The sequence below is a fragment of the Streptomyces sp. CB02056 genome, assembly GCF_001905545.1.
GTDB lineage: Bacteria > Actinomycetota > Actinomycetes > Streptomycetales > Streptomycetaceae > Kitasatospora.
In genome coordinates this window covers 39753-59373 of the sequence record NZ_LIPD01000007.1, presented here as the reverse complement: position 1 = coordinate 59373, position 19621 = coordinate 39753, and the positions used below count along the sequence as shown (strand labels likewise).

The 19621-nt window shown below is 74.4% G+C and carries 16 protein-coding genes; 11 read left to right on the top strand and 5 right to left on the bottom strand.

Going from position 1 to position 19621, the window contains the following annotated elements:
• The 7 genes from AMK13_RS19360 (at position 1) to AMK13_RS45975 (ending at position 9007) form a co-directional block, all read left to right on the top strand.
• Entirely contained in the window at positions 1 to 996 is a 996-nt protein-coding gene (locus AMK13_RS19360) for a 3-oxoacyl-ACP synthase III family protein (protein WP_074003374.1), read from the top strand.
• Positions 993 to 2666, top strand: coding sequence for an AMP-binding protein (locus tag AMK13_RS19355; protein WP_241852952.1), 1674 nt, complete (start codon positions 993 to 995; stop codon positions 2664 to 2666). Before AMK13_RS19360 ends, AMK13_RS19355 begins: the two co-directional genes overlap by 4 nt.
• On the top strand, positions 2663 to 3658 hold the full coding sequence (locus tag AMK13_RS19350; protein WP_074003373.1) for an NAD-dependent epimerase/dehydratase family protein: 996 nt from the start codon (positions 2663 to 2665) through the stop codon (positions 3656 to 3658). Before AMK13_RS19355 ends, AMK13_RS19350 begins: the two co-directional genes overlap by 4 nt.
• 33 nt (positions 3659 to 3691) lie before the next feature.
• A complete protein-coding gene (locus tag AMK13_RS19345) occupies positions 3692 to 3964 on the top strand; it encodes an acyl carrier protein (RefSeq protein WP_074003372.1) in 273 nt (90 codons plus the stop codon).
• The gene (locus tag AMK13_RS19340) at positions 3961 to 5184 is read left to right on the top strand and encodes a beta-ketoacyl-[acyl-carrier-protein] synthase family protein (protein WP_074003371.1); all 1224 of its coding nucleotides are present in this window, start codon (positions 3961 to 3963) and stop codon (positions 5182 to 5184) included. Before AMK13_RS19345 ends, AMK13_RS19340 begins: the two co-directional genes overlap by 4 nt.
• Complete coding sequence (locus AMK13_RS19335; protein WP_074003370.1) at positions 5156 to 7408, top strand: MMPL family transporter; 2253 nt, start codon at positions 5156 to 5158, stop codon at positions 7406 to 7408. The genes AMK13_RS19340 and AMK13_RS19335 overlap by 29 nt, the downstream gene beginning before the upstream one ends.
• Positions 7409 to 8032: 624 nt before the next feature.
• The gene (locus tag AMK13_RS45975; RefSeq protein WP_274538692.1) at positions 8033 to 9007 is read left to right on the top strand and encodes a hypothetical protein; all 975 of its coding nucleotides are present in this window, start codon (positions 8033 to 8035) and stop codon (positions 9005 to 9007) included.
• 180 nt (positions 9008 to 9187) lie between these two features.
• Here AMK13_RS45975 and AMK13_RS19325 read toward each other — a convergent pair whose 3' ends face one another.
• Complete coding sequence (locus AMK13_RS19325) at positions 9188 to 9745, bottom strand: hypothetical protein (RefSeq protein ID WP_074003368.1); 558 nt, start codon at positions 9743 to 9745, stop codon at positions 9188 to 9190.
• Positions 9746 to 10496: 751 nt separating this feature from the next.
• On the opposite strand from AMK13_RS19325, the gene AMK13_RS19315 reads away from it, so the two are divergent.
• Positions 10497 to 11594 (top strand): hypothetical protein, encoded by a 1098-nt coding sequence (locus tag AMK13_RS19315; RefSeq protein ID WP_198959419.1) that lies wholly within the window; start codon positions 10497 to 10499, stop codon positions 11592 to 11594.
• Between the two features lie 317 nt (positions 11595 to 11911).
• Here the strand turns inward: AMK13_RS19315 and AMK13_RS19310 are convergent, their stop codons facing one another.
• Together AMK13_RS19310 and AMK13_RS19305 are read right to left on the bottom strand one after the other, a co-directional pair.
• Positions 11912 to 13648: an amidase gene (locus AMK13_RS19310; RefSeq protein ID WP_074003365.1), complete on the bottom strand. Its 1737-nt coding sequence runs from the start codon at positions 13646 to 13648 to the stop codon at positions 11912 to 11914.
• Between the two features lie 151 nt (positions 13649 to 13799).
• Complete coding sequence (locus tag AMK13_RS19305) at positions 13800 to 15296, bottom strand: APC family permease (protein WP_074003364.1); 1497 nt, start codon at positions 15294 to 15296, stop codon at positions 13800 to 13802.
• Between the two features lie 97 nt (positions 15297 to 15393).
• Here AMK13_RS19305 and AMK13_RS19300 point away from each other — a divergent pair, with 97 nt between their 5' ends.
• On the top strand, positions 15394 to 16023 hold the full coding sequence (locus AMK13_RS19300) for a TetR/AcrR family transcriptional regulator (protein ID WP_074003363.1): 630 nt from the start codon (positions 15394 to 15396) through the stop codon (positions 16021 to 16023).
• A gap of 161 nt (positions 16024 to 16184) precedes the next feature.
• Here the strand turns inward: AMK13_RS19300 and AMK13_RS19295 are convergent, their stop codons facing one another.
• A complete protein-coding gene (locus AMK13_RS19295; protein ID WP_074003362.1) occupies positions 16185 to 16865 on the bottom strand; it encodes a TetR/AcrR family transcriptional regulator in 681 nt (226 codons plus the stop codon).
• A gap of 99 nt (positions 16866 to 16964) precedes the next feature.
• Here AMK13_RS19295 and AMK13_RS19290 point away from each other — a divergent pair, with 99 nt between their 5' ends.
• Positions 16965 to 17930, top strand: coding sequence for an NAD(P)-dependent alcohol dehydrogenase (locus AMK13_RS19290; RefSeq protein WP_074003361.1), 966 nt, complete (start codon positions 16965 to 16967; stop codon positions 17928 to 17930).
• A gap of 396 nt (positions 17931 to 18326) precedes the next feature.
• Positions 18327 to 18644, top strand: a complete 318-nt coding sequence (locus tag AMK13_RS19285) for a cytoplasmic protein (RefSeq protein ID WP_074003360.1) — start codon at positions 18327 to 18329, stop codon at positions 18642 to 18644.
• Positions 18645 to 18775: 131 nt separating this feature from the next.
• On the opposite strand, the gene AMK13_RS19280 is transcribed toward AMK13_RS19285, so the two are convergent.
• Complete coding sequence (locus AMK13_RS19280) at positions 18776 to 19549, bottom strand: thioesterase II family protein (protein ID WP_143204574.1); 774 nt, start codon at positions 19547 to 19549, stop codon at positions 18776 to 18778.
• Positions 19550 to 19621: the final 72 nt, after the last annotated feature.

The window sequence follows — 19621 nt, the reverse complement described above, 5'->3', positions numbered from 1 at the left end:
ATGCCCTCGCCCCACAGCAGGATCGGTCTCGTGCGGGTCCATGTCCCCGAGGCCCGCCAGAGCTCCCGCGAGATCGAGGAGGAGCTGTGCCGGCAGAGCCCCGGGGCCGCGCTGCCGACGGGGCTGCTGGAGCACATGTTCGGGCTGCGCGAGCGGTGCGTGGCGGCGCCGGGGGACCTGCCCTCGGACCTGGCGGCCCGGGCGGGCGCCGCCGTCCTGGAGGACGCCGGCCTCCCGCCCGAGGCGATCGACCTGCTCGTCTACACCGGGATCACCAAGGACCTCGACGAGCCGGCGACCGCGAACGTGGTGGCCGCCAAACTCGGTGTCACCGCACCGGTCTTCGACCTGATGAATGCCTGCAACGGCGTGCTCAGCGCGCTGGAGAGCGCCGATGCGCTGATCAGGCTCGGCTCCTACCGGCGGGTGCTGGTGGTCACCGGGGAGGCGCCCAGCCGGCTCACCCGCTGGCGCGTCCCGGACCGTGGCCGGCTCGCGTCGGCGATGGCCAGCCTCACGCTGGGCGACATGGGGGCGGCCGTGCTGGTGGAGGCGAGCGAACGGCCCGGCATCCTCGGCAGCCGGTTCTTCGCCAACCCCGCCGCGTGGCCGAGCGCGGTACTGCGCAGCCCGTACGCCACCGGCCGGATGCACGAGTTGGAGGTCGACGACGCCGCGTTGACGGCCTCCTTCGCGGGGCTGCGGGAACAGACCGTCAAGGCCGCGGGCGAGCTGATCGGTGCCGTGGCCGACTGCGCGCTGTTCTGTGTCCACCAGCCCTCGGCGGCCATGACCCGCATCCTCTGCTCGACCACCGGTATCCCCGAAGAGGCCGTGATCCCCACCTTCGCCCACCACGGCAACGTCGCCACCGCCACCATCCCGCTGCAGCTGGTCCTCGCGCAGGAGCAGGGCCGGCTGCGCGAGGGCGATCTGGTGGGGATCGTCGGCCTGGCCAGCGGCACCAGTGTCGGCGTCATGGCGCTGCGGTGGTGACCGTGGACTCCGGGGCCGTCCGGGCGGACGGGGCCCGGCCGGAGACGCTCGCCGCCCGCCTGGCCGGCTGGGCCGACCTGCAACCGGACCGTACCGCGCTCGTCTGGCCCGCTCAGCGCGGGCGTTGGCACACCGTCGACTTCGCCACCCTGGAGGCCGCCTGCCGCACGCGTGCCCGGGAACTGCGCGAGGCGGGGGTCGGAGCCGGGCAGAAGGCCGTGGTGATGGCCCGTGACCCGTACGACCTGGTGACCACCGTGTACGGGCTGCTCGCCCTTGGTGCGGTACCGGTGCTGATCGACCCGGCGCTGCCCCGGCCGGCCCTGCGGGCCTGCCTGGAGGAGACCAGGCCCGAGGTGTTCATCGGCGACCCGCTCGCCCACCTGGCCCGGCTGCTGTTCGGCTGGGCCCGTCGGCACGTCACCACCACGCTGGTCACGGGACGTGCGCGGCGCGGCCCGCGGCCGGACCCGGCCCGGCCGGGTCCGCCGTGGCCGAGCCCGCCGCCCGCGGCCTCGCTCGCGCTGATCGCCTTCACCTCCGGCTCGACCGGTCCGCCCAAGGGCGTCGAGTACGAGCACCGGCAGCTCGCCGCTCAGGTCCGCTCCGTCGCCGGGCTGCTGGAACTGGGCCCCGATGAGGTGCTGCTCGCCGGGTTCCTGCCCTTCGCCCTGTTCGGGCCCGCCACCGGCGCCACCACCGTCGTCCCGGCCGTCGACCACCTCAGGCCCGCGCGCACCCGTGGCGCGGACCTGGTCCGCGCCGTCGCCGACCACCGCACCTCGGTGGTGTGCGCCTCCCCCGCGGTGCTGCGGGCACTGACCGAGGGGTGCGAGGGCGGCCGCCTGCCGCTCGCCCCGGTACGGCGGATCTGCTCCTTCGGCGCCCCGCCGCCCGACCGGCTGGTGCGTGCGCTGCGCCGGGCGCTGCCGGAGGAGGCGACGCTGCTCAGCGCGTACGGCGCCACCGAGTGCCTGCCGGTCAGCGTGATCGACAGTGCCGAGCTGGCCGCCGCGCACGCCGATCCGCTGCACACCCACCGCGGGGTCTGCCTGGGCCGCCCGGTGCCCGGCATGGCGGCCCACGTCCTGGCGCCGGCCGGCCGGTCGGCCTCCGACCGGCCGATGGCGCGAGGGAGGTACGGAGAGATCACGGTCGGCGGCCCGCAGGTCAGCCGGGCCTACCACGCCCGCCCGGAAGCGAACACCGCCGCCAAGGTCGGCACCGGTGAGGACCTGCTGCACCGCACCGGCGATCTCGGCTGGCTGGACGAGAGCGGCCGGCTGTGGTTCCTCGGGCGCTCCGCACACCGGGTGCACGGCACCGGGTTCGTGCTCGACACCGCCGTGGTCGAGCGGATCACCGACGCGGTGCCCGGCATCGGCCGCACCGCGCTGATCGGCCTCGGGCCCGTCGGCCGCCAACGGCCGGTGCTCTGCGTCGAGTTGGCGCCATCGGCGGCCAACTCCGGGACGGCTGTCCGCCAGAGTCTTCGGCAGGCCCTGTCGGCGGTGCCGGGCGGGCACCGGATCGCCACCGTGCTGGTCCACCGCCGGCTGCCCACCGACCCGAGGCACAACTCGCGCGTCGACCGCGACCGCCTGGCCCGCTGGGCCCGCCGACAGCTGCGCCGACGAGGCCCGGGCGGCGTGCTGGGAGGCGGGCGATGAGGGTCCTGGTCACCGGGGGCAGTGGCTTCCTCGGTCTGGAGCTGTGCCGGCGCCTCGCCGGGCGTGGCGACATCGCGGTCTCGCTGCACCGCCGCTGGAGTCCTGAGCTGGAGCGGCTCGGGGTCCGTCAGCACCTGGGCGACATCGCCGACCGGGGTGCGGTCCGGCGGGCCCTCGCCGGGTGCGAGGCGGTGATCCACAACGCGGCCCTGGCCGGAGTCCGGGGGCCCGAGCGGCCGTACCGCGCGGCCAACGTCGAGGGCACCCGGAACGTCCTGAGCGCCTGTCGCGCCCTCGGCGTCCCTCAGCTGGTCTATACCTCCACCGCGAGCGCGGTCTTCACCCCTGACGGCATCACGGCAGGGGACGAGTCGCTGCCCCGGCCCCGGCGCCATCTGGCCGCCTACCCCCGCACCAAGGCCGAGGCCGAGGCGGCCGTCCTCGCCGCCAACGGCCCGGACCTGGCCACCACCGTGCTGCGGCCCCACCTGATCTGGGGGCCCGGTGACCCCCACTTCCTGCCCGCCCTCCTGCGGGCGACCGAAACCGGACGGCTGCTGATGCCGGGCCGCGGCGGCAACCTCGTCGACACCTGCCACCTCGCCACCGCCGCCCACGCCCACCTGCTCGCGCTGGACCGGCTGCGACCGGGCCACCCGGCGGCCGGGCGGGCCTACTTCGTCGCCCAGGGCGAACCGCGGCCGCTGCGCGAGGTGGTGACCGGGCTGCTCGCCGCGGCCGGACGCCACACGAGCTGGCACCCGGTGCCCTACCCCGTGGCGCTGGCCGCCGCCGTCCTGGCCGACGCCACGACGGCGACGGTCCGCCGCCACACCGGCCACGGCCTGAGCCGGTTCCTGCTCCACCAGCTCACCCGGCCGCACTGGTTCGACCTCACGGCGGCCCGGCGCGACCTCGGCTTCGAACCGCCCACCACCTTCGACCAGGGCATCGCCGAACTGACCCGCCACCACCGCACCACCGGCAGCTGAGCCCGCCCCCTCGCACTCCGGAAAGGAACCACCATGGACACGACGCTCTCCGTGGACGCCGTCTGCGACACCGCCCAGACCCTGCTCGTCGAACGGTTCGGCGTATCCGCGGACGCCATCAGCCCCGACGCCACGTTCGAGGAGATGGAGGTCGACTCGCTCGCGCTGGCCGAGTTCGCCTTCGTCCTCCAGGACGAGTTCGGCATCCTGATCAGCCAGGAGGACGCCGACCGGCAGAGCACGCTCACCGACATCGCCCGGATCGTCCAGGCCCGCCTCGGCGACGCGACCGAACCCGTCGCGTGAACCGCCCCGAGATCGCCGTCACCGGCCTGGGGCTCGTCACCCCGGCCGGGGTCGGCACCGAGGAGACCTGGCGGCGGGTCTGCGCCGGAACCCCCACCGCGTCACCGGACCCTGACCTCGACGCCGCCCCGGTGGCGTTCTCCTGCCGCATCCCCGCCACGGACCTGGACACGGCGGTCGGGCGCAAGAAGGCATGGCGGATCGGACGGTTCGGAAAGCTCGCGCTGCTCGCGGCCCGGGAGGCCGTCCGGAACGCGCGGCTGGACACCGGCGGGTGGGACGGTGCCCGGGTCGCCGTCGTCCTCGGGGTGGGCTTCGGCGGCGCGCCGCACTGGGAGGACCAGCTGCGCCGATTCCAACAGCGCGGGCCGGCCCACGTCTCGCCGACACTGGTCCCGATGGTCATCGGCAACATGGCCGTCGGCGAGGTGGCCCAGGAGTTCGGCGCGCGCGGCCCGACCCTCGCCTGCGCCACCGCCTGCGCCTCCGGCGCCACGGCGCTGGCCGTCTCCCACGACCTGCTGGTCGCCGGGTCCTGTGACATCGTCCTGGCCGGTGGCACCGAAGCCGCCCTCAGCCCGCTGGTGGCGACCGGATTCCACCGGATGGGCACCCTGTCGGCACGCGGACACGACGTACCGGGCGCCTCCCGGCCGTTCGCCGCCGACCGGGACGGCTTCGTCCTGGCCGAGGGCGCCGCCGTCCTCGTCCTGGAGCGCGCCGCGGACGCGAAGGCGCGCGGCGCCCGGGCGCGCGCCGTGCTCGCCGGACACGGCGCCAGCAACGACGCCCACCACCCGACCGCGCCGCCCCAGGGCGCAGCCGGCGCCGAGCAGGCGCTGCGCACCGCGCTGCGCACCGCGGACCTGGGCGCCGGCGACGTCGACCACGTCAACGCCCACGGCACCTCCACCCCGCTCAACGACGCCGCCGAAGCCGGCCTGATCTCCCGCGCCCTGCCGCACCGGCCCAGCGTCACCGCCCCCAAGGGCGTGCTCGGCCACAGCCTCGGCGCGGCCGGCGCGATCGAGGCGGCGCTCACCGTGCTGACCATCGAGCACGGGCTGGTACCGCCGATCGCCAACCTCACCCCCGACCTCGCCGAGTTCGACATCGACTGCGTCACCGGGACCGCTCGCCGACAACGCATCGACGCGGCGCTCAGCAACTCCTTCGGCTTCGGAGGCCACAATGTCGTCCTCGCCCTGCGCCGAAGCTGACCTCCGGGCGAGCACGGCCCGGGGCGCCCAGGCGCCGCCGGACGGCGCCGGGGCCCGGCTCGGCGCACTCGTCGCCCGCCACCGCTGGGCGGTGCTGTGGACCACCGCCCTGCTGCTGGCCGTCGCCGCGGCCGTCGGGGCGGGGCTGCCCGCGCGGCTGTCCCACGGCGGCTTCACCAACCCCGGGGCCGAATCCGGCCGGGCGCTCGAAGCCGTCGAACACCACTACAACGCGGGCGGCACCAGCATGGTCGTGATCTTCCGCAGCGAGACCCTCACCGTGCACGACCTGGAGTTCGGCGAAGCCGTGCGCACCGCGCTCGGCGACGTCCCCAGGACCGTGATGGCAGGCGCCCAGCACTACTGGAACACCGGCAAGCGGGAACTCCTCTCCGCCGACGGGCACGCGGCCTGCGTGGTCGTCGGGCTGGCCGGCACCGGCGACCAGGCCAAGGACGCCTCCTACGAGCGGCTGCGCCAGCTGCTGCACGTCGACGGGTTCACCGTCGCCTACGCCGGGGAGGTGCCGCTCCAGGTCGACCTGGACCGCACCGTCGACGACGACCTCACCCGCGCCGAACTCTACGTCTTCCCCCTGCTGTTCCTCCTGCTGCTGCTGTTCTTCGGCAGCCTCACCGCAGCCCTGCTGCCGCTGGCCGTGGCCGGCACGAGCCTCGCGATGTCCTTCGCGGTGCTGCGCCTCCTCTCCCCGCTGGTGCCGGTCAGCTACATCACCCGCAACGTCGTCGTCATGATCGCCCTCGGGCTGTCGGTCGACTACGCCCTGTTCGTCGTCGTCCGCTTCCGGCGCGAGCTGCGCCACCGGGGCGACCCGCACCGGGCCGTCGCCGCCACCATGGCCACCGCCGGGCACACCGTGCTCTACTCCGCGACGGCCATCTCGCTCGCCGTCCTGGGCCTGACCCTGCTTCCGTTCCCCATCACCCGCTCCCTCGGCATCGGCGCCGCCGTCACCGTCGCGCTGGCCGGCGCCGCCAGCCTCACCATGCTGCCCGCCGTGCTGGCCGTGCTCGGCCCGCGTGTCGAGGCCGGGTGCGTCCGGCTGCCGGGCTTCGGGCGGGCCGGTCTCGGCCGCGCCTGGGCCGAGGGCGAGGAGACGGGATTCTGGTACCGGCTGGGCCGGAGCGCCGTCACCCACCCCTGGGCCTGGCTCACCGCCGCCGTCGCGGTGATCGCCGTGCTGAGCGTCCCGGTCGTCGGGCTGCACCTCGCGGCGAGCGACCTGCGGACCCTGCCCGCCGGGGCGGCCAGCCGCAGAGCGCAGGAACTGCTGCACGAGGACTTCCCGGCGGCCGGGCTCGACCAGCTCCAGGTCGTTGCCCTTCTGCGGGACGACATCGGCGGCGAACCGGGCAGGGACGCACTGGCCCGCTGGCAGCAGCGGCTCACCGAGCTGCCGAACGCCCAGGACGTCCGACTTCGCGCCACCACCGCGCACAGCGCGCTGATGAGCGTCACCGCCCCCGCCGCCCCGGACGCCCCCGTCGCCGAGGAACTGGTGCGCGCGGTGCGGGCGCTCGACCCGCCTGACGGCGACCGCGTCCTGGTCGGCGGACCGGCCGCCGTCAACGTCGACGTCCTGGACACCCTGAAGGCCAGGCTCCCGGCGCTGGTCGGGTACCTGCTGGTGGTCACGTTCGGCCTGCTCTTCCTGGCCTTCCGGTCGCTGCTGGTCCCGCTCAAGGCCGTCGTCACCACGACGATGTCCCTCGGCATCGCCTTCGCGGCCGTCACCTGGACCGTCCAGGACGGGCACGGCGCCCGGCTGCTGGGCCTTCAACCCGCCGGGTACGTCGGAGCGTTGGAGTCCGCCATCATGCTGATGTTCGTCTTCGCGCTCTCCGTCGACTACGAGCTCTTCCTGATCGCGCAGATCCGCGAGCTCCACCGGGGCGGCATGGACAACGCGAGCGCCGTGGTGACCGGTCTCGGGCGCACCGGCGGGCTGATCTCGGCCGCCGCCGCTCTGATCGTGCTGGTCGCCGCCGCCTTCGCGACCAGCCCCGTCCTGACCGTGAAGGAGATCGCCATCGGTGTCGTGGTGGCCGTGGCCGTCGACGCCACCGTGGTGCGCATGCTGCTGGTCCCCGCCACCATGCGCCTGCTCGGCGAACTCAACTGGTGGACACCGCGCCTACGGCGGCGGACGGCACCGAGAGGGCCTCGTCCGGAGCCGTCGCGGGACCTGGGGGCGGTCGAGTGAGTGCGTGAGCGACGTGGCCCGGCCCCGTCTGCGAGGCCGGTGCCGAACCGGTGGAGCGCCGCTGTCCAGACGGTGATGAGGCCGACGATGTCGGCGTCGCGGTCACCGGGCGGGGCGTCGCGGTGGTGGGCCGGTGGTTCCGTAGCCGAGGGCGAGTCCGCCGGAGTGCTGTCCGGCGCTGGAGGCGTGGGTGGGGCGTGCGGTTGCGCGGGGCCCGTCGTGACGGTGTGGAGCGGGTAGTTCCCCTCCCGAGGCCGGGTGTTCGTTCTCGCGTGGCAGGGCTGGTCGGCGTGATCGTCGGGGCTGGTCGGCCCGGTGGCGGGTGGGACGGGGCGCGGGCGGCGCTGGTCGTGTTCGGCCGCCCGGCTGGAGCCGCCCCGACGGAAAGGGAGAAGACCTGTGAGGACACCGTTCACTTCCCTGGGCCGGGGAGGGCCGCGGCGGCTCCCCGCCGCGCGCGCGGCCTTCGTGGTCCTGGCGGCCACGGCGAATGCGTTCACCGCGCCGTTCCCCGCGGGGGCGGCCGACGCCTCGCGGGACGTCTCCCGAACGGTGCTGCAGAGCGGTCAGAAGGCTTTCACACCGGGCGTCTACCTCTTCGTGGTCCCGGCTGGGGTGACCCGGATGACCGTGCGCGTCTGGGGCCGTGGCGGCACCGGGGCGGGCGGTGGCGGGGGTGGGGGAGGCGGTGGCGGTGGTGGTGGCGGAAGCTACCCGCCCCTGACCGCGAACCCGGTCGGCGGTGGGGGCGGGGGCGGCGGTGCGGGCGGCAGTGGCGGGGGCGCGGGTGGCAGTGGCGGCAGCGGCGGTTACACGGAGTGCACGACCGCCGTCACGGCGGGAGACAGGTTCGAGGTCTACGTGGCCGGGCCCGGCAGGCCGTCCGGGGGCGGCGGTGGAGGTGCGGGCGGCCTTGGAGGCGCGGCCGGCACCATCGCGACCAGCGGCCGGGCCGGCACCGCCGGCGCGGGCGGCGGCGGAGGAAGCGCCGACACCACCGGACCGATCACCGGCATCGCGGGGCTCAGCACGCGGGTCTTCGCGAAGCCCGGCGGCAACGGGAGCGCCGGGGGCTCCGGCTCCGGCGGCGGTGCGGGACAGGGCGGGGAGAACGGCAAGATCGGCGCGTCGGGGGGCGCGGGTGGTGCCGGAGGTGTGTCCGGCACCACCGGACGAGGGGGTGCGGGCGGCGGGTCGGCGTCCGCCTCCCCCATCACGCGCTGTTCGGGGACGCTGACGCAACTGCCCGGTAATCCCGGGACCGCCGGCCAGTCCGGTGCTGCGGGCGACGACGGCATCACCGGCGGCCAGGGTGTGGAGGGCAGCCCCGGTTCGGGCGAGCGCGGCGGTTCGGGCGGTGCCGGCGGAACCGGTTCCACCGGCGCCGCGGCCCCGGCGGCCTCCGTCGCCCCGCCCGCCGGCACCGGTGTCGGAGGAAGCGGCGGCAACGGCAGCGCCGGCGGCACGGGAGGCCAGGGAGGGAACGGCGGCGCCCCGAGCCCCAACCCCGGCTCGCAGCCGGGCGGTTCCGGCAGCGGCGGCGGCACCGGTCGGCAGGGTGGCGCGGGTGGCCCCGGCTACATCCTGATCACCTGGTAGCACATGTGCTGCCTGACTCCGCCCCGCAGACCGTCCGGGAGGCCGCTGCGGGGCGGAGTCAGGCGAGGCTGAGGGAGACGTCCTCGCGGCTACGTGGGGGGCGCACTGCCTGATCCGGAACGCCACCTTTGCGGCGGGGGCCAGGCCCGTGCGTGCGGCGGCGGCCCCGTCGGGCGGGGCTCAGACCTGGATGAGACTGAAGTCGAAGAAGTTGTCCCCGGTGAGGGCTGTCACCCCGCCGGGGTCGGTGCACGAGCCGGTGAAACCGGTCGGCGCGAAGCTGCTGTCGTAGTTGTTGAGGGGTGCGACGGTGCTGGTCGCGTTGGTGATACCGGTCTCGTGGTTGGAGATGTCGCCGGAGGCCGAGGTGCCCTTCCCGCCGCCCTGGAAGGAGACTGTGGTGGTGCCGACGCTCCTGTTGGAGGCGTCGTACCAGGTGAAGGTCGCGTTGCCGTTGAAGGAATCAGTGGCGCCACAGGAGAGCGTTCCGGAGCCCACCGCGACGACGGTGCCGTGGTCGACGTTCGGATAGGCCCCGGACATGCTTTCGCAGTTGATGAGGTTGCCGGTGAGCGTGTAGCTGTTGGCGGCGGGGGTGTCGGTCACCCCCTTCGCGAATGTCAGCGCGGCGTCCTTCGCCTCGCAGGTGAGGTTGTCGACCAGTGACGTCGCGTGCGCGGTACCTGCGCCCGCCGCGCACAGTGCGGCCAGCAGACCGCCGGCCGTGCTCGTGGCCATGAGGCTTCTCATCATCGGATCTTGCTCCTTCTGCTGAGTTCGGTTGTGCGATCCGGCCGCGTCCGGCCTCGGCGAGACTCGGAGGGCCAACTTGCCCTTCCGGCCGACCGGTTGTCGGGATGATCGGGGTACGGTGACCGCCGGTCACGCCCTCCCGAGGTGTTCCGCGGGTGGAAGACCTGCGGTGGGAGGCCGGCTCTGGCGCGGTGGTTCCAGAGGCGGAGTGGTGCTGTTGCCCGGTTCAGGACTGCGGTGCAGTTCGGCCTTGGCGGCCGCGGCGACACCGATCCCCTGACTCAGGGAAGTCGCGCGACTACAAAAAGTCCGCATGCGTCCTATATGCCATGCCTCCGCTCCCGCCGCCACGCCGGCGGGGCCTTTGGGGTCGACCGGTCCTGCATTCCAGCGGTAAAGGCAGCACGACCGTCACCGTGTCACGGCTGGCGGGTGGGGAGCTCCGCCCGTTGGCCGACCCATTGGAACGACCCACCCGAACGAGGTAGTTCGCATCGAAAGCACAGCGGTGCCATGGGAGTTGGCACACGATGCAGCCATGAGACTCCATGGTCCCCTCGGTTCCCGCCCCGGCGGGTTCCTTGTGTCATCGCCGGTGTCGGCCTCGGGTGGTGGGCCCGCTTCCGGGCGCGCTCGCCGGCGGGCCCTGCTGTGCGTGCCCGCCGCACTGTGCTGCGTCCTGGGTGTGACCGCTGCCCCCGCTCAGGCCGAGGTCGGCAGAGCCGGGCTCCGGGCGGTGGTCGATCAGCCCCACGGCCAACAGGCGTACTCCCAGGCCGGCAAGTACTCGTTCACCGTGCCGGAGGGCGTCAGCACCGTGACCCTCTACGCGCTCGGCTCCGGCGGGGGCGGAGCCGCCGGGGGCGGAGGCGGCGGTGGGGGCGGCGGTGGTGGGGGCGGGAACTGGACCATCCTGGGCCACGCCACGGGCGGCGGTGGGGGTGGCGGAGCAGGTGGCGGAGGGGGCGGGGGAGGAGGAGGTGGTGGCGCGGGGGTGTTCGTGACCTGCGCCGTGTCGGTCACTCCCGGAACGGTCCTCTCCGCCACGGTCGGCAAGGGCGGCCCGCCGAGGAGGAACAACTCCCAGGGCGGTACCGGCGGTGCCGGGGGCCGGGAGGGTGCCACCGCGCGGCCCGCCAAGCCCGGTGCCGCGGGCACCCCGGGCAGTGGGGCCAGCCTCTTCAGCCCGGACGGAAGCTACACCTACGTCCGCGCGAGCGACCGCTCCGTCGAACTCCTCTTCGGCGGCGGCCACAGCGGGTTCCCCGGTGAGCCGGCCGGCGCGGGGCGGGGCGGCCGGGGCGGGGAGGCGTCCACCGGCTCGCTCGGTGGCGCGGGCGGAGGCGGCGGGACCGGAGCTGCGGGTGGTCCGGGCGGCCGGGGTGGGAGCGGCGCCGCGTTCAGGGCGTCCCCGAAGACCTGTGGCAGGAACACGGTCTCGGTGAGCGTGGCCCCGGGCGGTTCCGGGGGCTCCGGCCGGGTCGGCGCGGCCAGCGGCGACGCCGCCCCCGGCGGACACGGCGCCAACGCGCTTCCCCCCGGCGGCCGCCCGGGCGGCGGCGGCAATGGATCCCGCGGCGGTCAGGGTGGCACCGCCGGCGGTGCGGGCGGTATCCCGACGGTTGCCCTGCCGCCCGGCGCCACCCTGCCGCCCGGTGCCGGGCGGGGCGGTACCGGCAGCGACGGCACCGACGGCGGCGCCGGCGGCTCGGGCGGCCACGGTGGCGAGAACCCGCCCGGTGAGGACGACGTCCCCGGCGCCGGCGGGGCCGGAGCCCGGAACCCGTCCGACGCGGCCGGCGGCGGCGACGGCTACATCCTCATCGCCTGGTAGTGCCCGCTGCCCCGCGCGGCGGTGTTCCGATCGGGGTTGCCCCCGGCGCCGCTGCGAGGACATGAACCTGTGCTCACCCCGGCGCCGTGAACGGCCCTTCCAGGTGGCGCCGGGCGCAGGGGATGACCCGTGCGGTGCGCCCGGTCGAGTGCCTCGGCCGGTTGGCTCAAGGCTTCGAGCTGACCCGCCGATGGGGCGGAAGGGCCGGAGAGGCCGCCTCCACCTTCTGGTGGAAGCGGCCTCTCCGGTCTGTGGAATCATGGTCGGGAAGGTGTAAACCCGCTAATTCCTCGCTGTCTTGACGGTTCGTCAGGTTGTCAGACGACCGGAAGGCGCGGGGTGCGCGGCGGCTCCGTGCGGCGGTGCCCGGTCGACTCGAAGGCGGCGGCGAGTCGGAGCAGGCTGTTGTCGTCGTAGGAGCGGCCCGCGAAGGTCAGCCCGACGGGCATGCCGGTGTCCGCCATGGTGCCCATGGGCACGGTGACCGTCGGGATGCCGAGGTGGCGGGGGGCGAGGTTGCCGTTGGCGACCCAGACGCCGTTGCGCCAGCCGAGGTCGGCGGAGGCCTCGTTCACGTCCATGTCCGCGGGGCCGACGTCGGCGACGGTGGGGAAGACCACGGCGTGCAGGCCGAGTTCGTCCATCCACGTCTCCAGGTCGATCCGGCGGGTCTCCTCCAGGCCGCGCAGGCCTTCCTCGAGGTGCGGCATCTCGGTGATCGACGCGTAGGGGTTGTCGCGCACCAGCCGCGGGTAGTCGGCGATCCCGTCGTCGAAGCCGGCGTAGCGGTCCGGCAGTTCGCCGGGGTGCTTGGGCCAGATGAGCGCGCCGTCGACGTCGGCGAGGGTCGCCAGCGAGGGGTCCCCGTTGGCGCGCAGGAAGTCGTCCCAGGCCCAGGCGGAGAGGTCGAGGATCTCGTGGGTGAGGAAGTCGCGGCTGACCAGGCCTCGGGTGAGGAGCGACGGCGCGCCGGGGCGGTCCGACTCGTAGTTGGTCACCACGGGGAAGTCGACCTCGACGACCTCGGCGCCGGCGGCCTCCAGGTCGCGGCGGGCGGCCTGCCACAGGGCGATCACCGAGGCGCGGGTGTCGATCGGCTGCCCGGTCTGGCCGCCGATGCCGCCGTCGGGGTTGGTGCCGGCGTCGGGGTCGGCGTTGATGTACATCCGGGGGACGCCGACGCGCCGCCCGGCGAGCGTCGCGCGCGCCGCTGCCGCGTCCGCGGGGGCCAGCGCGGGGTAGGAGGCCGGACGGACCTGGGACGGCGCGGGCAGCGGGATCCAGGGCTGGGCGCGCCACAGGTCGCCGCGGGTGTCCGGGTCGTCGGCGACGATGACGTCGAGCAGTTCGAGCAGGTCGGCCATGGTGCGGGTGTGGGGGACGACGACGTCCATGGTCGGGACGAGCGGCCAGTTGCCGCGTACCGAGATCACGCCGCGGCTGGGCGTGTAGGCGCACAGCGCGTTGTTGGAGGCGGGGGCCCGGCCCGAGGACCAGGTCTCCTCACCGAGGCCGAAGGCGCCGAACGAGGCGGCCGTGGCGGTGCCGGAGCCGTTGGAGGAGCCGGAGCCGTAGGCGCTGGTCAGCCAGTCGGCGCTGTACGGGCTCTCCGCGCGGCCGTACACGCCGCGCTGCATGCCGCCGTTGGCCATCGGCGGCATGTTGGTCAGGCCGATGAGCACGGCCCCGCCGGCGCGCAGGCGCTCGATGGCGAAGGCGTCGCGCTGGGCCACGAGGTGCTCGAAGGCCGGTGAGCCGGCGGCGGCGGTGAGGCCCTCGGCGAGGTAGCTGTCCTTGGCGGTGTAGGGGATGCCGTCGAGGGGGCCGAGGGTCTCGCCGCGGGCGCGGCGGGCGTCGGAGGCCTCGGCCTCGGCGCGGGCGCGGGGGTTCGTCACGACCATCGCGTTGAGCGCGGTGGCGGTGCCGGGCCGGTCGTAGGCGTCGATCCGGGCGAGATAGGCGTCGAGCAGGCCGACCGCGGTGGTCTCGCCCTTCTCCAACGCCGCGCGCAGGTCGGCGATACCGGTCTCGACGACGTCGAATGCGCGTGTCATGCGGGTGCCTCCAGGGTTTTCGGTTGAACGGTCCGAGGTGTCGGGCCTCGAAGGTGCGGCGCTGGGCCGCTGGTGGGACGTGACCCCGCCCGGGGGGTGGGATGCAGCTTCGCACGCGTCGGCCGAGCGGTGCCGCCCGGGCCGACGCCGGCTACAGGACGGCGGGGGCGAGTTCGGCGGTGTGCGGGTGCTCCTGGTCGGTGTCGGTCATGCGGCGGTCGGGGCGGCGCGCCAGCAGGTAGGCGAGGCCGGCGAGGGTGACGGTGCCGACGCCGAGCGGCGCCGCCCAGATCTGGTACCAGGGCGCTCCGGCCGGGGCGAGGATGGTGCGCGGCCAGCAGATGTTGACCAGTTCGAAGCCGGTCCACAGCACCGCGAGGACGTTGAGCGGGGTGCCGAGGCATCCGTAGCCGACCGCTCCGGCGGGCTTCCAGGTGCCGCGCAGGCGGGCGACGAGGGCGACGAGGGCGAGGATGAAGAACGGCACGAAGATGGCGGCGCTGCCGAAGGTGATCAGGCTGCCGATGGCCGAGGTGTTCAGGCCGAGCACCAGCGCGGCGCAGCTGACCGCCGTGGCGGCGACGAGGCCGCCGATCGGTGCCTGGTGCCGGTTGACCTTGCGGACGTGGCGGGAGAAGGGGAAGACGTCGTCGCGGGCGAGGGAGTAGAGGCCGCGGGCGGCGCCGCCCTGGGAGGCCATCAGGCAGGCCGTGAAGCTGATCAGGACGACGAGGACGAAGGGCTTCTCGGCCCAGCCGCCGAAGGCGTGGGTGACGGCGGTGGTGACCGGGTCGAGGTCCTTGACCGCGACGACGTCGGCGGGGTCGGGGTGGGCGAGTTCGACGGAGACCGCGTTGAGGATGACGACGAGTCCGACGCTGAGCAGCGACCACCACATCGCCCTGGGGACCTGTCGGGCGGCGTCCTTGGTCTCCTCGGCGGTCGACACGCAGGCGTCGAAGCCCATGAAGGCCCAGCCGGCGACGGCCAGGGCGGCGAGCAGGGCACCGGTGTCGCTGATGCCCAGCCCCTTCGGCGCGTTCAGGAAGTCGGTGAGCAGGGAGAGGCCGTGCTGCCGGAAGACCAGCAGCAGGGTGAGGCCGACCAGGACGGAGGCGACGGCTTCGGCGGCGATGCCCAGGCCGACGAACCAGCGCAGGAAGTTGATGCCGTAGGCGTTGACCAGGGTGCAGCAGAGGATGAAGCCGGCCGAGACGAGGACCTGTTCGGCGGGCGTCGGGACGGCGCCGAAGAGCGCGAAGAGCCAGGGCGAGGCGAGGTAGGCGACGGTGGTGTTGCCGAACATCACGGCGAACTGCCACATCCAGCCGCTCAGCCAGGCGACGGCCGGTCTGGCCAGGCGTCTGCTCCACTGGTAGGCGCCGCCGGCCAGCGGCCACTGCGAGGCGAGCTCGGAGTAGACGGCGACGACCAGGCACTGCCCGAGCAGGCACAGCGGCAGCGCCCAGACCCAGGCCCCGCCCGCGACGCTCATGCCGACCTGCACGGCGGCGTACAGCCCCACGACCGGGGAGACGACGGCGAAGCCCATGGAGATGTTTCCGAGCACGGTCAGGCTGCGCCGCAGCTCCTGCTGGTAGCCGAGCGTGGCCAGCCGGTCGGCATCGGTCGGGGTGGTCTCGGCCACGGGCTGCGCCTTCCAGATAAAACTAACTTTGTTAGCAACCGCTGTTGATCTGGCACGATAGCCTCCGGACACGGGGAGCGGAAGAGGGGATTTTTCTGTGGGCCGACCGAGCAGGGCAGTGCTGACCCGCGAGCGGATCGCGCTCGCCGCGCTCCAGGTGGTGGACGAGGACGGCCCCGACGGCCTGACCATGCGGGCGCTGGCGGAGCGGCTCGGGGTCAAGGCGGCCTCGCTCTACAACCACATCCAGAGCAAGGACGAGCTGGTCGACGCGGTCTCCGGGCTGGTCAACGACGAGATCGACCACACACCGCTGGGCGATCCCGACTGGCGGGCCGGCCTCGCGGCGTACGCGCGCGGCTACCGCGCGGTCTTCCTCAGGCACCCGAACGCCATCGCCCTGCTCGCCCGCCGCCGCGTCGAAGCGGCCAGCGCGCTGCGCGGCTACAACGGGCTGCTCGCCCTCCTCGGCCGGGCCGGCCTCGGCCCCGCGGACGCGGCGGAGGTCGCCGCGGCGGTGGACTACCTGGTACTCGGCTCCGCGGTGGAGACCTTCGCGGCCGGCTTCACCCGGGCACCGGCCGAGTACCGGCCGGAGTACCCGGCGCTCGCGGACGCCCTGGACAGCTCCTTCGCCCGCGGCGGCGGCGCGACGGGCCTCGACGACCGCGGGTTCGAGCTGGGGCTCGGTCTGCTGCTCGACGGCGTGGAGCGGCGGACCCCGTAGGGCCGGGGCTGCTCGTCGCTCCCCGCAGGAGGGGACTGAGGCTCGTCGTTCCCGACACCAGCGTGAGGGCACCGGCCCCGAGCGCCCCGCAACCGGACGGACGGACGGGACGTCGGCGGAGTCGTCGGACTGGCGTGCCCTGCGGTAGGTGCCGTCTCGTGTCAGGCCCTGGGGCGCCGCTGCCGCTGTGAACTGTCCGTCGCCATCGGGAGGTTGCGCAGTGTCAGCGCGGCCGGCGGAGGCAGCGGTCCGTTGGCCGCGTCGGCGCGGAACGACTGGAGCAGGTAGGCCACCAGGCGGCGGGACGCCGCACCGTCGTCCGGCAGGGCGGTCACCAGGGCGCAGTGTGCCAGCAGGACCACGGTGAGGTCGGAGGGGTGGAAATCGGCCCGCAGCGCGCCCGAGGCCTGGGCCCTGCGCACCAGGGTCGTGAGGTCCCGCTCGGCTCGTCGCCGGGACGGCGCGTGCTCCGGCGTGCTGTCCGGGAAGGCCGTGACGAACGCGGCCGGGAAGCCGCGTTCCTCCCGTTGCAGGGCGCAGACCGTCTCGACCAGCTGCTGGAAGCCCTGCCACGGGTCGGGGGCGGCCAGCGCCTCGGTGAGCGCCCGCGAGCAGGTCTCCATCTGCCGCGCGAACGCGCCCCGCACCAGGGCGTCCCGGGTCGGGAAGTGCCGGTACAGCGTCGCCACGCCGACCCCGGCCCGACGGGCCACGGTCGCCATCGGGGCGTCGATCCCGTGCTCCGCGAAGACCGCACGGGCGGCGACGAGGACGCGCTCCCGGTTGCGCCGGGCGTCCGCCCGCACCCCGTCCCGGGCTGTGATCCGAGAGGATTCCGCCATCACTGTCTCTCGCTTCCGGTCGAAACGGACGATTGCGTCCACTTGAGAGCCTACGGTCGCTGCCAGATCCCTACGGCCCCCGGCGGCAAAGGCGGAACGATGAACGACCGCATGATGAAGGCAGTGCTCTACGACCGCTACGGCGGCCCCGACGTGCTCTACACGGGCCGCGTGCCACGTCCCGAGCCGGCCCGCGGCGAGGTCCTTGTGAAGGTGCGCGCGTTCAGCGTCAACGGCGGCGAACTGGCCGTCCGCTCCGGCCGTCTCCGCCTCCTGAGCGGCCGAAAGCTCCCCAAGCGCGTCGGCCTGGACTTCACCGGCGAGGTCGCCGCACCGGGAGCCGGAGTCACCCGGTTGGCGGCCGGCGACCGCGTCTGGGGAGTCCTGGGCCGCACCTCCGGGTTCGGCAGCGCCGCCGAGTACGTCACCGTGCCCGCCGAGCGGGTCGGCCGGCTCCCCGACGGCCTCGACCCGGTGCACGCCGCCGCGCTGCCTGTGGCCACCGCCGTCATCACCGCCCTGCGGGACAAGGCCGGGCTGCGCCCCGGCGAACGACTCCTCGTCCGGGGCGCGGCGGGCGGTGTCGGCAACGCCGCCGTCCAGCTCGGACGGGCGTACGGCGCCGAGGTCACGGCCCTCGCCCGCGCGGCGAGCCTCGACTTCGTCCGCGGGCTCGGCGCGCACCGGGCCGTCGACCATCGGACCGTGCGCTCGGCCGAGTTGGGCCGCTTCGACGTGGTCCTGGACGCCGTGGGGACCGACCTGCGGGCCTTCCGGCGCCTGCTGACCCCCGGCGGGCGCATGGTCGCCCTCGCCTTCGACCCGAAACGGCCCGCTGCGACGTTCGGCTACGTCGCGGCCAGCACGGTCCACGGACACCGCCGGGTCCGCTTCTTCAGCGGCGACCCCAAGCGGGCGGACTTCGACGACCTCGCCCGCCACGTGGCAGAGGGCAGGCTGCGCCCCGCGGTGGACACGGTCTTCCCCCTGGAGGAGACGGCAGCGGCGCACCGGGCGCTGGAGGCGGGCGGCGTCCGGGGCAAGTACGTGGTCAGGGTCGCGTAGGAGCCGGTGGAGGCGCTGAGCGCAGTCACCCGTGCGGGTTCGTGCGGCCCCGTCTGAGCAACGGTTTCATCCGGCTGACCAGGGGTTGTAGGACCAGTACGTCCACGTTCGGCGCAATCGCGGGTTGGGGCCGGTTGGCGGTGTCAGGCTGCGCCTCGTTCTTGATCGCGGCAGTGTCGGAGGCCCGGGGTTGTCGTCGCGCGTGGCGGTCCGCCGCCGGTCGTCATCGCCCCGTTCGCCGCCGTCGCCGGCCGCTTACGGCCCTCAAGTCGAAAGGCCCAGCATGACGCAGAGCACCGCCCAAGCTCCCGCTTCCACGGGGCCCTGGGGTCCCGACAGCCTGCCCGGACAGCGCGGCGCCGATCCGGCACCGGCCGGCGAGGCGGCTGCCGCCGTATGACGGGCCAAGGAGATGCCGAGGACCAGGACCCCACCGTCACCGACCCTGACCTCTACCGCATCGTCTTCGAGAACGCGCGCGTCCGGGTGCTCGAGTACCGCGACACCCCGGGGGTCAAGACCGGGCTCCACTACCACCCCGACAGCGTCATGGTCGTCCTGAGCACCTTCCGACGCCGCATGACCGAGGGCGACACCGTGGTCGAGGTCGAACGGAAACGGGCACCTGAGGCGAACTGGCTACCGGCCCGGACCCACGTCGGCGAGAACATCGGGACGACGGACACCCACATCATCTTCGTCGAACTCAAATGACCGGCTGACAGGGTCCCGAAGCCGACCGGGCGGAGGGGAGGTGTTTCGCCCGGGTGGTACCGGCAGGGCTCGGCCGCCCGGGCCCTGGACGTCTCGCACGACCGGGGGGGTGACCTCGCGCGACCGTCCGGCTAGTGAAGGCGTCGCAGACCCTCGCGCAGGGCGTGGGTGATCGGTTCGACGGCCTGTGGGGAGGCGAGGAAGTGGTGGGGGACGGGGAGGACGTGGTGGGTGAGGGGGTGACGGGTCATCGGCTGCCAGCGCGGGATGGAGGCGGCCGGGACGATGGCGTCGTCGCGGGCCGTCCACACGGTGACGGGGTACTCCAGCGGCCTGGGGTGCGGGCCGTACGCGTAGGTGTCGATCAGGGTGAGGTCGGCGCGGACGGCCCGTAGCGCTTCGCGTCGGTCCGCCTCGCGATCCTCGGCGGGCAGTGGAATGGCGAGGGTGGCGGTGAGCTCGGTCAGGGCGTGGTCGGTCAGGGACCGGCCGGCCACGTCGAAGGCGGCGTACTCCGGCGGCGAGAACGCGGCGCACACGTGCAGGGCGAGGGCGGGCCGGCCGCGCTGCTGGAGGCACCACGCGACCTCGTAGCCGATGACGGCTCCCATGCTGTGCCCGAGGATCACCAGGGGTTCCGTCGTGTAGCGGGCCACGGCGTCGGCCAGTTCGGCGGCGAGGCCGGCGAGGCCGGGGGCCTGGGCGGCGCCCGGGTCGGCCTTCCGGCCGGGGTAGCGGGCGGTCAACGCCCGTACTTTCGAGGTGAGATGACGCGGCCACAGGGAGAAGTCGGTGAAGCCGCCGCCCACCCCGGGAAGCAGCAGGACGGCGACCTCCGCTTCGGTCCATCCCCCTCCGGCCGACAGCTCCCACAGCGGGCCGTCGCCGAGCATCGTGCCCCTCACGCCACCCTCCCTCCCCGTGCGCACCCGTTCCGGTGAGGCAGCCTTCCCCGGACGGGGCACACCGATAGCCGG